This is a genomic window from Bordetella tumbae, from assembly GCF_965139195.1.
GTDB classification, from domain to species: Bacteria; Pseudomonadota; Gammaproteobacteria; order Burkholderiales; family Burkholderiaceae_B; genus Bordetella_A; species Bordetella_A tumbae.
Window position 1 is genome coordinate 46,049 of record NZ_CBCSJH010000022.1, and the last position, 12,275, is coordinate 58,323.

The following is a 12,275-nucleotide window of genomic DNA, read 5'->3' on the forward strand; positions in this document are numbered from 1 at the left end:
CGATGCCGAGATAAAAAGAGATGCTGCAGCAAGACTGCAACGTTAATTTGACCTGAGCCCCAGCCCTCGCGCGATGATGCCGCGCAGGATCTCGCGCGTACCGCCACGCAGCGAATAGGTCGGGCTGACTTGCTCTACGTAAGCCAATGTGCGCAGCAGTTCTGGAGGTATTGCGTGGTCAGGCGTTTGGCTCAAGGTTAGTGCCAGCAGGTCGGGAATGCGCTGCTCCAGTTCTGTACCCAGGTCTTTGACCAAAGCAGCCTCGATGCTGGGGCTGCGGCCACTGGCGAGTTGCCCGGCGACGGCCAGCGACATGGCGCGTAGTGTGGCGAGCTGCGTCAGGATTTCACCGAGCGCGGCGGCGGTATGGGTGTCGTCGATCTGCATGGCACGGCAATGGGACAGCCAGCACTGCACCAGCGCCATGCTGGAATAGATGCGTTCGGGGCCGCTGCGTTCAAACGCCAGTTCTGCATTGACCTGCTGCCATCCATCGCCCTCTGTGCCGATCAGTGCTGACGCATCGAGTGCCACGTTGTCGAAGAACACTTCGGAAAAATGTGCGTCTCCCGCTAGGTCTTCGATAGGGCGTATGGTGATGCCCGGCAGCGACAGGTCGACGATCAGTTGCGACAGCCCCTGGTGCCGATCGCTTGCTGTGCCGGAGGTGCGTACCAGCGCGATCATGTAATGGGACCGATGGGCGTTGGTGGTCCAGATCTTGCTGCCATTGAGCAGCCAGCCGCCCTCTTTGGGCTCGGCTCGCGTGCGGATGCTGGCGAGATCCGAGCCTGAGTTCGGTTCGCTCATGCCGATGCAGAAAAACGCTTCGGCGCGGCAGATGCGGGGCAGATAAAACTGGCGCTGCGCTTCTGTGCCGTACTTCAGAATCAACGGGGCGCTTTGGCGATCGGCGATCCAATGGGCCGATACCGGTGCACCGGCGCACAGCAGCTCCTCGGACAGGACGAATCGCGCAAAATGCCCACGGGCGGCGCCGCCGTATTCGCGGGGCAAGGTCATGCCCAGCCAGCCGCGGGCAGCCAAGGCTTGGCTGAATGCAGCATCAAAGCCCATCCAGGATCGAGCGCGCTGATCGGCCGGCATATCCGCCAACGCGTCGGTCAGAAAGGCGCGTATGTCTGTACGCAGGGATTCGTCTTCGGTGGGAATGGTGGTCAGTTCAAGCGTGTCTATCATGTTGTGGATTAGCGGCTCCTTGGCGTTGGACTATCCCTCTGGAGGCCGATCCTTGTCTAATATTTTTTTATGGCCGCCCGATACATATTTCGTATCGGACGGCGCCAGACCTGTTTTGCCGCAGCGCAGTATGATGAGGGAGTTGCTGCCGGTATGGTGCCGGCATGTCGTGCTCCTGGAGATATTGCATGAATGAAGTCATCATTGCCGCAGCCGCCCGTACCGCTATTGGCGATTTCGGCGGTGCGTTGAAAGATGTGGCGCCCATCGATCTGGGCGCGACTGTCATCAAAGAGGCATTGGCCCGCGCGGGCGTCGGCGGCGACGAGGTGGGACATGTCGCCGTCGGGCATGTGATCAACACCGAGCCGCGCGATATGTATCTGTCGCGTGTGGCGGCCATGAATGCCGGCATCGCCAAAGAGACGCCCGCCTTTAACGTCAACCGCCTGTGCGGTTCCGGGCTGCAGGCCATTGTGTCGGCCGCGCAGACCATTCTGCTGGGCGATGCCGATATCGCCATCGGCGCGGGTGCGGAAAGCATGAGCCGTGCTCCCTATATCGCGCCAGCGCAACGCTGGGGCGCGCGGATGGGCGATGCAGCCTTGCTGGACATGATGACCGGCGCGCTGTCGGATCCGTTTGAGCGCATCCACATGGGGGTGACGGCTGAAAACGTAGCGGCGAAATTCGGCATCAACCGCGCCGACCAGGACGCGTTGGCGGCAGAATCGCACCGCCGCGCGGCGGCTGCGATCGACGCGGGCTATTTCCGCGACCAGATCGTGCCCATCGTCCAGAAAACCCGTAAAGGCGAAGTCGTGTTCGATACCGACGAGCACGTGCGGCGCGACGTGACGGTCGAAGGGTTGGCCGGGCTCAAGACCGTGTTCAAGAAAGAAAACGGGACCGTGACGGCGGGTAATGCCTCGGGCCTGAACGACGGTGCCGCTGCTGTCGTGCTGATGAACGCCTCAGTCGCGGAAAAGCGCGGTGTCAAACCGTTGGCTCGGCTCGTGGCCTATGCGCATGCAGGTGTCGATCCCTCCATCATGGGCATCGGGCCCGTGCCGGCGACTCAGGCCGTGCTCAAGCGTGCCGGCCTGACGGTGGATCAGCTGGACGTCATCGAGGCCAACGAGGCCTTTGCCGCACAGGCGTGCGCGGTATCGCGCGAGTTGGGCCTGGATCCGGCCAAGGTGAACCCGAACGGCAGCGGGATCGGCCTGGGCCATCCGATCGGCGCGACGGGCGCCATCATCACGGTCAAGGCGCTGTATGAACTGCAACGCATCCAAGGCCGCTATGCGCTGGTGACGATGTGCATTGGCGGTGGACAAGGGATTGCCGCGATATTCGAGCGCGTGTAATCCTGCGCCAACACGTCCCGGGGAAGGCTCGCTACAATCACGCGATTATTCGCTGAGACTTTCCGATGCCTGCCCGTACTCGCCCCGCTGCTGCCGATCAGCCCACGCTTTCCGAATCCGAGGGCATCCGTTATCTGCATTTCGGTACGGAATGGATCCAGGGCGCCATGCGCATCAAGGCGCCTGCGGAACTGGTGTTGGAATACACCTCGCAGATGTTGGCCTGGTTGTTGTTTCTGGAGCCGCCCAAAGAGGAATCGATCGGCCTGTTGGGACTGGGGGCGGGCTCTCTGACGCGGTTTTGCCTGAAACACACGCGCAGCCCGCTGACGGTCGTGGAATGGAATCCTCAGGTCACGGCGGTGTGCCAGATGTTTTTCCGCCTGCCGGCATCGCCGCGCCTGACGGTGCATCACGAGGATGCCGCCGTGTGGGTGGCGGACGCGCAGCATGCGGGGAATTGCCCGGTGCTGATGGTGGACTTGTACGATGCCGAGGCTCGCGGGCCGGTACGGGACTCTATTTCGTTTTATCGTGCCTGCCGCCGCGTGCTGGGCGAGGTGGGCGTTTTGTCGGTCAATCTATTCGGCCAGCACGAGAGCTTTGACCGCAATATCGAAAATATACGCCAGGCGTTTGACGACCGCATTGTGCTGTTGCCCGAGATCGACGCAGGGAATCAGATCGTGCTGGCGTTCAGCGGCCCATCGTTGGCCATTACCCCGGCGCAATTGCTAGCCCGGGCGGAAATCGTGGAAAGCCAATATGGGTTACCGGCCCGGCGCTGGGCCCGGGCGTTGACTAGGCACGCCGTTGACGGAGTGCTGTACTTTTAAGGCGGGGCTGGTATGTGGCCCCACCTTCGGTATCAAGCCCGCAAGCGTTAGGGCGGGCTGCCAAACAAGGCGCCGATGCCCGCTGTCACGGCCATGGCCAATGTGCCCCAGAAGGCCACACGCAGCGTGCTTCTGACGACGGATGCGCCACCGATCATGGCGGCAATAGCGCCGAGCAACGCCAAAAAGAAAATGCTGGTGGCCACCGTCCATGGCAGCAATGACTGTGCCGGGGCCAGCACCACCACGGCCAATGGCAGCGCCGCGCCCACCGCAAAGCTGGCGGCTGAAGCCACCGCTGCCTGCAGCGGGCGGGCGCGCAGCGTTTCCGTGATGCCAATCTCGTCGCGGGCGTGAGAGCCCAGCGCATCATGTTCCATCAATTGCGTCGCGACTTCGGCCGCCAGTTGAGGATCCAGTCCACGCCGCACGTAAATCCCTGTCAGTTCCCGGTGCTCGCCCGCCGGATTAGCCAACAATTCCCGGCGTTCTTGCGCGAGGTCGGCTTTTTCGGTATCCGCCTGCGAATAGACGGATACGAACTCGCCCGCGGCCATCGACATGGAGCCGGCGGCCAGCGCGGCGATGGCGGTGGTCAGGATGCTGGCGTGGCTGACGTTGGCCGCCGCGACCCCTGCAATCAGGCTGGCAGTGGAAATGATGCCGTCATTGGCGCCGAGCACTGAGGCACGCAGCCATCCAATACGTCCCGTACGATGGGGTTCAGCGTGAGCGCGGTAGTGAGGATGGGGCACAGGGAAGAGAAGCTTATGTGAGTTGAGGTGTAGTCTGCTTCTGGAAAGGATACGCGAAATTTCCTGACAGGATGTTGCGGGCCGCGCTGGCGGACGGGGCCGAATTCGCATGGCAAGGGATTACCCCAGGAGGAAGGGGGCTATCGCTTCAGCGCCGGAATGGCTATGATCAAGATTCCTATAATTATGAATTACAGGACTCCAAACAGGCTCGCCATGACTGCACCTATTGTTCGTCAAGCGCTGTATCTCGAGGTCGCCGACCGGTTGCGCGACATGATTCGCTCGCGGGCGCTGGCCAGCGGCGAATGGATCGACGAGGTGTACCTGACGGGCGTCCTCGGCATTTCCCGCACGCCCTTGCGCGAGGCGCTGAAGGTCTTGGCGACCGAAGGGCTGGTGCGGCTGGAGCCGCGCCGCGGGTGTTTCGTCAACGAGCTGTCGTTGCAGGACCTGGAAGACATCTTTCCCCTGATGGCCATGCTGGAGGGGCGCTGTGCGCATGAGGCGGCATTGAAAGCCTCCGATGATGAGCTCGCCGGGCTGGAATCGCTGCATCGGGCACTGCAAACGCATGCCGCGGCGGGCGAGGTCGATGCGTATTACGACACCAATGCGCAGATCCACGAGGCCGTCCAGGCGCTGGCGAACAATCGCTGGCTGTCGGACATGGTGGGGAATTTACGCAAGGTGCTGAGCCTGTTTCGCCACAAGAGCCTGACGGTGCCCGGGCGAATCACCGAGTCCTGCGCCGAACACATGGCCATCTTTGCCGCCCTGAAAGCCCGTGACCCTGAGGCAGCCGAGGCGCTGGCCCGCAAACATTTGCTGCGTCAACTGGACGCCTTGCGTCTGCTGGCCCAGCGGGCCGAGGCCGCGGCCGTGACGACAGCTGTTCATTCATCATCCCCTTCATCCTCAAATACGTCTGCTATCCAGGAGGTTCCCCATGACAGCCCTAGACTCCAGTCCGCTCGCACGCGGCGCTCGGCCGCCTGAGGGCGATACCGTGTCAGATGAAAAGGCGGTTGCAGAGAGCGCAGGGCTGATGGCCCGGCTGGGACGTCTGTGGGACAGAGACCGTCCTCCTAGCACTGCAGAAATTTTGCCGCTGTTCCAGGCACGGTTGACCGACGTCGCCGCGAACAAGTTGGCGCGCACCTGGTGCGCTGCGTATACCGCGGCGGACGGTAAGCGCCGGCGCGAATTGTTGACGGGCCTGGCGCAAGTCGATGCCGGTTTACAGCCGCGTGGCGACCGCGGGCTGGCGTTTTTCAAGCGTCTGAATGCGTTGCCCGATGGCTTGCGTTTCCTGGTGGCATTGCGTGCCGATATGCTGCGTTGGCGCAAACAGGTGGCAGGCCTGCAGGCGTTGGACAAGGATCTGGAAAGCCTGCTGTCGGCCTGGTTTGACGTGGGGTTGCTGGAGCTGCGCCCCTTGACCTGGGACTCGCCGGCATCGTTGTTGGAAAAACTGATCATCTATGAGGCCGTGCACGAGATCCGGTCATGGGATGATCTGCGCCATCGCGTCGCGCCGGATCGGCGTTGCTATGCCTATTTCCATCCGCAAATGCCGGATGTGCCGTTGATCTTTGTCGAGGTGGCTTTTGCCACGCAGATGGCCGACAACGTACAGGTCGTGCTGGATACGACCGCGCCGCCAGCGGATCTGGACAAGGCCCGCTGGGCGATTTTCTATTCCATCTCGAATACGCAGCCGGGATTGCGCGGGATCAGTTTTGGTAATTTTCTGCTCAAGCGTGTGATTGAGCGACTCGTCGAGGAACTGCCCAAGCTGCGTTTCTTTGCCACCTTGTCGCCGATTCCTGGGCTGGTCGACTGGCTGTCGCGTTTGAGTGCGGCGGAAGTCGAGAAAATTGTGCGCGACAAGGGCCGCACGAGGGCCGGCGCGCCCGATGGCGCCCGCTGGGCGGCCAGGCTGTCCAAGGCTGCGACAGGCAAACCGTCTGAGGTGGTGCAGCGTGCCGGCATGAAGCTGGTAGCGCAATATTTATTGACGATGAAAAACAATCAGCCCATTGATCCCGTCGCGCGTTTTCACCTGGGCAACGGTGCGCGTATCGAGCGGCTGAATTGGGCGGCGGATACGTCGGCCAAGGGACTGGGCCAATCCTGCGGCATGATGGTGAATTATCTGTATGACTTGGATGACCTGGACAGCAATCTCGAGCAATTGGGGCAGGGCAAACCGCGTGTGAGCCGTGGTATTGCGCGGATTGCATAGTGAATGGGCAAAACAATGAATAAGCATGACGCATCATCTGTAGAGCTTGCGCCGGACAGCGTACAGCTGACGCGCGAGGGCGGTTTGGCCTGGGTGACGTTATCGCACCCCGGACGGTTGAACGCCATTACCGTGTCGATGTGGAATCAGTTGCGCGTGGTATTCGACACGCTGTCCGCAGACGATTCTGTGCGCTGCGTGATCGTCCGTGGCGAGGGCGGTCAGTTTGCTGCGGGGGCGGACATTCGCGAGTTTCCCGCGGTACGGGGTGACTTGTCCCAAGTGCGCCACTATCACCAGCATATTCTCGCGCCGGCGCTACAGGCGGTGGCGGATTGTCCACATCCCGTCGTCGCACAGCTAGAGGGCGTCTGTGTGGGGGGCGGGCTGGAAATCGCCTGTCAGGCCGACCTGCGGATCGCGGGGGCATCGACGCGCTTCGGGGTGCCGATCAACAAATTGGGGTTCCCGATGGCGCCCGACGAAATGCGGGGCTTGCTGGCGTTGGTCGGCCGCGCGACGACCATGGCGATTCTGCTCGAGGGGCGCGTATTCGATGCCGGCGAAGCGCTTTCGCTGGGGCTATTGACCCGTGTCGTGCCGGATGCCGAGCTCGCCGATCAGACCCGTGCCTGTGCCGAGCGTATTATGCGTGGCGCGCCGTTGGCCGCACGTATCAACAAGCGGCAGTCGCGCCATTTGCAGCAAGGCGCACCGCTGGACGAATCCCATTATCAAGACTTTTTTTCTTATGCCGACAGTCACGACCATCGCGAAGGCGTCGACGCCTTTCTGGCTGGCCGGACACCGGTATTCACTGGAGACTAAATAAGGTGAGCAACGCCAATCTGTACACTGTGCTGGCTAGCGGCTTTCCCGCAGATCGCAGTCAAATCGCCCTGGAAACGCCTGAGCTGCTTTACACCTGGGACGATATCGATCACGCCAGTGCGTGCCTGGCTAATTTGTTGACCTCGTTGAATTTACCCGAGGGGTCGCGCGTCGCGGTACAAGTTGAAAAATCCCCCGAAGCGCTGTTGCTTTATCTGGCCACGTTGCGGGCCGGGCTGGTGTATTTGCCTTTGAATACGGCCTATCGCGAGTCGGAAATTTCGTATTTCCTGGGCGATGCGGAGCCTGCGGTGGTGGTGTGCTCCAGCAAAAATCTGAGCTGGGTCAGCAAGGCCGCCGCGCAGGCCGGTACCGCTCATGTCTATACGCTCGATGAGGATCGCACGGGCACCCTGCTGCATGCGGCCGCAGGCCAGAGCCGGTCGTTCAAGGACGTCGTGCGTAAGGCGGATGATTTGGCCGCGATCCTGTACACGTCGGGGACCACGGGCCGCAGCAAGGGGGCGATGTTGTCGCACGGCAACCTGGCCTCCAATGCGCAGGTGTTGCATCGGTATTGGGGCTGGCGTTCGGACGACGTGCTGCTGCATATGCTGCCGATCTTTCACGTGCACGGCTTGTTTGTGGCCTCTCACGGCGCGCTGTTGGCCGGTGCCCGCATGATTTGGCTGCCCAAGCTCGACGTCGAACAAGCATTGCATTACCTGCCGCGTTGCACGGTGATGATGGGCGTGCCGACCTATTACGTCCGTCTGTTGGCCGAGGCGCGCTTCAATCGCAAGGTATGCGCGCGCATGCGTTTGTTCATTTCCGGCTCGGCGCCGCTGTTGATGGAGACCTTCAACGATTTCCGCGAGCGCACGGGGCAGTCCATTCTCGAACGCTACGGCATGAGCGAGACGGTGATGCTGACCTCCAATCCCTACGATGCGGCCGATGGCGAACGCCGTGGCGGTACCGTGGGCAAAGCCTTGCCGGGCGTGCAGGTCCGCGTCGTCGATGACAATGGCGTCGAGCAGGGCGCGGGCGATATTGGCAATGTGCAGGTGCGTGGTCCGAATGTGTTCTCGGGCTACTGGCGCATGCCGGAAAAAACGCGCGAAGAGTTCACCTCGGACGGTTGGTTCCGTACCGGCGATGTGGGCCGTTGGGGCGGCGAATCCGGTGGTGCAGCGGTGCCCGACGATTACTTGTCTATTGTCGGCCGCAGCAAAGACCTGATCATCTCCGGCGGCTACAACGTCTATCCCAAAGAAATCGAACTGATCATTGACGAAATGCCCGGCGTGATGGAGTCGGCCGTCATCGGCGTACCCCATCCGGATTTTGGCGAAGCCGTGGTTGCCGTCGTCGTCGCACGCGAGGGTGCTGCTCTGGACGTCGCTGCGATGCAGGCCGAGCTGAAAAGCCGGATCGCCAATTTCAAAGTGCCCAAGCAATTGCATCTGATCGATCAGTTGCCGCGCAACACGATGGGCAAAGTTCAAAAGAACGTTCTGCGCGAGTCATATAAGACTGCGTGACCTTCGATTAACCGCGCCAGACAGGAGGCTCGCTCACCAGCTCATTCTTATTGGATCCGTCGTGCTGGCAGACTCACAGGCCTGGACCGGGCTCGATCCTGGTCTGCGAGGCGACGGAAATCCGAGACAGTCTCGCGGTCTTTGGAGAGAGGCGCAGGCTGTCCGGCGACACACTGATGCATTCATATAAAACCAATACGGGCAGCATTTCCGTGCTGTTTCAATCGAGGAGACGAAATGAAGCATTCCATGATTCGTGCATTGAGCTTGGCAGCCGCGCTGGGGGCCAGCGCGGCTTTGGCACCGACCGCCGCCTTGGCCGATTGGCCTGAGCATCCTATCAATTTGATCGTGCCGTTTCCCGCTGGTGGCGGCACTGACACGTTTGCACGGCCGTTGGCTCAGCAACTGAGCACACAGCTGGGGCAGACCGTCGTGGTCGATAACAAAGGCGGCGCTGGCGGAACCGTCGGCGCCTCCGTGGCCGCAAAAGCGAAAGGCGACGGCTACACATTTTTTATGGGCGGTGCGCATCATGTCGTGGCACCTGCGCTCTACAAGAACCTGACCTACAACATCCAAAAGGATTTCATCCCGGTGGCGCTGTTGGCGCAGCCGCCTCAGGTGGTCGTGATCAACACATCCAGGTTGCCCGTGAAGACCTTGCAGGAGTTCATCGAGTATGCGCGCAAACGCCCCGGCGAAATCAATTTCGGCACGGCGGGTAAGGGCAGCACGCACCATTTGGCCGGCGAACTGTTTGCCATGCAGACGGGGATCAAGCTCGTCGATGTGCCGTATCAGGGCGCGGGCCCGATGTTGTCGGCGTTGATCGGTGGACAGGTGGACCTGGCTTTTGACGGTTTAGGTTCGTCGGCAGGTCATATTCGATCCGGTACTATCAAGCCACTGGCCGTCGCTGCGGTCCAGCGATCGCCGTCGTTCCCTGATGTGCCGACCGCCGCCGAGGCAGGCGTGCCGAACTATGAAGTATCGACCTGGTACGCCTTGTGGGCACCGGCAGGTACGCCCAAGCCCATCGTCGACAAGATGATCGCCGAGGTGAGCAAAGCCTTGAATACTCCCAAGATCAAGGAAACGTGGGCAGGCAACGGTTCGGCCACGCCGGATCTCACTGGCGAAAAATTCGGCGCCTTTGTCGATAGTGAAATCGTCCGATGGGGCAAGGTCGTCAAAGATTCGGGAGTGACGCTGGATTGACGAAAGGTAAACCGCTCGCGGCACACTAGTCGTGATGCAGCGGTTTATCGGGCCTTGTGGCGAGCCGCTGCACTGACTGGATGAGTCGCGTAATAACCGGTGTCAGCGGTGTTTGGGGCATGACGTGAGGCGAACTGTCGTGGCGACAGCATTTTTCAGGGATTACCCCCGCCACCAAGTCCGCCGCGACACGTTAGACTTAGCGGTTTCACAGGCGTGTGAGCTTGGCGGTCAGTTGCCAGGCTCACACGCTGATAAGTAAACCAACACCCAAACGGTGCAAGGAGTAGACCCGATGCTGATCGGAAAAAAACATTTTCTGACGGTGGGCGCAGTGGCGGTGGCGTTGGCTATCCACGCTGTTCCTGCTGTTGCGGCGCAACAAAAATCGGTGGCCGTGACGGCTATCGTCGAGCATCCCGCCCTGGATGCCGTACGTGATGGCGTCCAGGACGCCCTGAAAAAAGCCGGCTACGAGCCCGGCAAGAATCTCAAATGGCAATATCAGAGCGCGCAGGGCAATACCGGCACGGCCGCACAGATCGCCCGCAAGTTCGTCGGCGACCGTCCTGACGCCATTGTGGCCATCGCGACGCCGTCGGCCCAGTCGGTCGTCGCTGCGACCAAGGACGTGCCAGTGGTGTACTCGGCAGTGACGGACCCTGTGGCTGCGCAACTCGTGCCCAGCATGGAGCCTTCAGGTACCAACGTGACCGGTGTGTCCGATCTGCTGGCCTTGGACAAACAGGTCGAGTTGATCAAAAAGGTCGTGCCCAACGCCAAACGCGTTGGCATGGTCTACAACCCCGGCGAGGCCAACTCGGTGGTGGTGGTCAAACGATTGCAGGAACTGCTGCCCAAGGCCGGCTTGACGCTGGTCGAGGCCGCCGCGCCTCGCACCGTTGACGTCGCCTCAGCCGCGCGCAGCCTGATCGGCAAGGTCGATGTGATCTACACCAATACCGACAATAACGTGGTGTCGGCCTACGAGGCTCTGGTGAAAGTCGGCAACGACGCCAAGATTCCCCTGGTGGCCTCGGACACCGATAGCGTAAAGCGCGGTGCCATCGCGGCGCTGGGGATCGACTATCACGATCTGGGCGTGCAAACGGGCAAGATCGTGGTGCGTATTCTCAAGGGCGAAAAACCGGGCGCGATCGCCTCGGAAACCAGTTCGAACCTCCGCCTGTTTGTGAACCCGGGCGCGGCCACCAAACAAGGTGTTACGCTGTCGGATGCGTTGGTGAAGTCGGCGGCAGAGATCATCAAATAATTCCGCCACTGCTGGCCCGACGGGCCAGCAGTTTGTTTTTAACTGAACATAATTCAAGGTAATGCCAGCTGGGTTCACGAGACCTGGCGGGTCAGATTCTATTCATGTCCTTATTCTCTTTGCTGGGCGCACTGGAAATTGGCCTGATTTTCAGCTTGGTCGCGCTAGGCGTCTTTATTTCCTTTCGGCTGCTGCGTTTTCCCGATCTGACCGTGGATGGCAGCTTTCCCTTAGGCGGCGCAGTCGCCGCGACATTGATTTCCGGGGGCGTGGATCCCTTTACCGCTACGTTGGCCGCCACAGCGGCTGGGGCCGTGGCCGGGCTCATCACCGGTTGGCTGAACGTCAAACTGCGCATCATGGATCTGCTGGCCAGCATCCTGATGATGATCGCCTTGTACTCCGTGAACCTGCGCATCATGGGCAAGCCCAATGTGCCACTCATCACCGAGCCGACCGTCTTTACTATCTTGCAGCCCGAATGGCTAAGCGATTATGTAGCGCGTCCGCTGATCCTGGTCGGCGTCGTCCTGATCGTCAAGCTGCTGCTCGACTGGTTCCTGTCCACCCAATCGGGCCTGGCCATGCGCGCGACTGGCTCCAACGGCCGCATGGCGCGCGCCCAGGGGGTGAACACCGGCGGCATGATCCTGGCCGGCATGGCCCTGTCCAACGCCCTCGTCGGCCTGGCCGGCGCCTTGTTCGCGCAAACACAAGGAGGCTCGGATATCTCTATGGGGATCGGGACCATCGTGATCGGCTTGGCGGCCGTGATTGTCGGCGAAAGCATCCTGCCGTCTCGCAAACTCGTATTGGCCACCTTGGCGGTCATCATCGGCGCGTTGGTGTACCGGCTCTTTATCGCTTTGGCGCTGAATAGCGATTTCATTGGCCTGCAGGCCCAAGACCTGAATCTCGTCACTGCCGTATTGGTCACCATTGCTCTGGTGATCCCGATGTTGAAGCGCCGCTTGATCGGCAAGAAAGGAGCCTGATC

At 61.1% G+C, this 12,275-nt stretch carries 11 protein-coding genes; 9 read left to right on the forward strand and 2 right to left on the reverse strand.

All coding sequences use genetic code 11. From position 1 onward, the window contains the following. Positions 1-42: 42 nt before the first annotated feature. On the reverse strand, positions 43-1,200 hold the full coding sequence (locus ACNA0J_RS19910) for an acyl-CoA dehydrogenase family protein (protein WP_415820599.1): 1,158 nt from the start codon (positions 1,198-1,200) through the stop codon (positions 43-45). A 188-nt stretch (positions 1,201-1,388) separates the two neighbouring features. On the opposite strand from ACNA0J_RS19910, the gene bktB reads away from it, so the two are divergent. Both bktB and ACNA0J_RS19920 read left to right on the forward strand, forming a co-directional pair. Next, the gene (gene bktB, locus ACNA0J_RS19915) at positions 1,389-2,570 is read left to right on the forward strand and encodes a beta-ketothiolase BktB (RefSeq protein WP_415820600.1); all 1,182 of its coding nucleotides are present in this window, start codon (positions 1,389-1,391) and stop codon (positions 2,568-2,570) included. 65 nt (positions 2,571-2,635) lie between these two features. Beyond that, positions 2,636-3,406, forward strand: coding sequence for a spermine/spermidine synthase domain-containing protein (locus ACNA0J_RS19920; RefSeq protein WP_415820601.1), 771 nt, complete (start codon positions 2,636-2,638; stop codon positions 3,404-3,406). 47 nt (positions 3,407-3,453) lie between these two features. On the opposite strand, the gene ACNA0J_RS19925 is transcribed toward ACNA0J_RS19920, so the two are convergent. Then, complete coding sequence (locus tag ACNA0J_RS19925; RefSeq protein WP_415820602.1) at positions 3,454-4,161, reverse strand: VIT1/CCC1 transporter family protein; 708 nt, start codon at positions 4,159-4,161, stop codon at positions 3,454-3,456. A 216-nt stretch (positions 4,162-4,377) separates the two neighbouring features. On the opposite strand from ACNA0J_RS19925, the gene ACNA0J_RS19930 reads away from it, so the two are divergent. The 7 genes from ACNA0J_RS19930 to ACNA0J_RS19960 all read left to right on the forward strand — a co-directional run bounded on the left by ACNA0J_RS19930 (position 4,378) and on the right by ACNA0J_RS19960 (position 12,273). Then, the gene (locus tag ACNA0J_RS19930; RefSeq protein ID WP_415820603.1) at positions 4,378-5,160 is read left to right on the forward strand and encodes a GntR family transcriptional regulator; all 783 of its coding nucleotides are present in this window, start codon (positions 4,378-4,380) and stop codon (positions 5,158-5,160) included. Beyond that, a complete protein-coding gene (locus tag ACNA0J_RS19935) occupies positions 5,111-6,409 on the forward strand; it encodes a malonyl-CoA decarboxylase domain-containing protein (RefSeq protein WP_415820604.1) in 1,299 nt (432 codons plus the stop codon). The genes ACNA0J_RS19930 and ACNA0J_RS19935 overlap by 50 nt, the downstream gene beginning before the upstream one ends. A 15-nt stretch (positions 6,410-6,424) precedes the next feature. Beyond that, positions 6,425-7,237, forward strand: a complete 813-nt coding sequence (locus ACNA0J_RS19940) for an enoyl-CoA hydratase/isomerase family protein (RefSeq protein ID WP_415820605.1) — start codon at positions 6,425-6,427, stop codon at positions 7,235-7,237. A 5-nt stretch (positions 7,238-7,242) separates the two neighbouring features. Beyond that, complete coding sequence (locus ACNA0J_RS19945; protein ID WP_415820606.1) at positions 7,243-8,784, forward strand: malonate--CoA ligase; 1,542 nt, start codon at positions 7,243-7,245, stop codon at positions 8,782-8,784. A 237-nt stretch (positions 8,785-9,021) separates the two neighbouring features. Beyond that, positions 9,022-10,005, forward strand: coding sequence for a Bug family tripartite tricarboxylate transporter substrate binding protein (locus ACNA0J_RS19950; RefSeq protein WP_415820607.1), 984 nt, complete (start codon positions 9,022-9,024; stop codon positions 10,003-10,005). 295 nt (positions 10,006-10,300) lie between these two features. Then, positions 10,301-11,278 carry an ABC transporter substrate-binding protein gene (locus ACNA0J_RS19955; protein WP_415820608.1) on the forward strand — a complete coding sequence of 326 codons (978 nt, stop codon included), beginning with the start codon at positions 10,301-10,303 and terminating at the stop codon, positions 11,276-11,278. Positions 11,279-11,382: 104 nt separating this feature from the next. After that, positions 11,383-12,273, forward strand: coding sequence for an ABC transporter permease (locus tag ACNA0J_RS19960; protein WP_415820609.1), 891 nt, complete (start codon positions 11,383-11,385; stop codon positions 12,271-12,273). Positions 12,274-12,275: the final 2 nt, after the last annotated feature.

What these genes read in the sequence shown, in the direction of transcription:
- bktB (WP_415820600.1), top strand. Translation starts at nt 1,389, where the DNA reads ATGAATGAAGTCATCATTGCCGCAGCCGCCCGTACCGCTATTGGCGAT.
- ACNA0J_RS19930 (WP_415820603.1), top strand. Translation starts at nt 4,378, where the DNA reads ATGACTGCACCTATTGTTCGTCAAGCGCTGTATCTCGAGGTCGCCGAC.
- ACNA0J_RS19950 (WP_415820607.1), top strand. Translation starts at nt 9,022, where the DNA reads ATGAAGCATTCCATGATTCGTGCATTGAGCTTGGCAGCCGCGCTGGGG.
- ACNA0J_RS19920 (WP_415820601.1), top strand. Translation starts at nt 2,636, where the DNA reads ATGCCTGCCCGTACTCGCCCCGCTGCTGCCGATCAGCCCACGCTTTCC.
- ACNA0J_RS19960 (WP_415820609.1), top strand. Translation starts at nt 11,383, where the DNA reads ATGTCCTTATTCTCTTTGCTGGGCGCACTGGAAATTGGCCTGATTTTC.
- ACNA0J_RS19935 (WP_415820604.1), top strand. Translation starts at nt 5,111, where the DNA reads ATGACAGCCCTAGACTCCAGTCCGCTCGCACGCGGCGCTCGGCCGCCT.
- ACNA0J_RS19940 (WP_415820605.1), top strand. Translation starts at nt 6,425, where the DNA reads ATGAATAAGCATGACGCATCATCTGTAGAGCTTGCGCCGGACAGCGTA.
- ACNA0J_RS19955 (WP_415820608.1), top strand. Translation starts at nt 10,301, where the DNA reads ATGCTGATCGGAAAAAAACATTTTCTGACGGTGGGCGCAGTGGCGGTG.
- ACNA0J_RS19910 (WP_415820599.1), bottom strand. Translation starts at nt 1,200, where the DNA reads ATGATAGACACGCTTGAACTGACCACCATTCCCACCGAAGACGAATCC.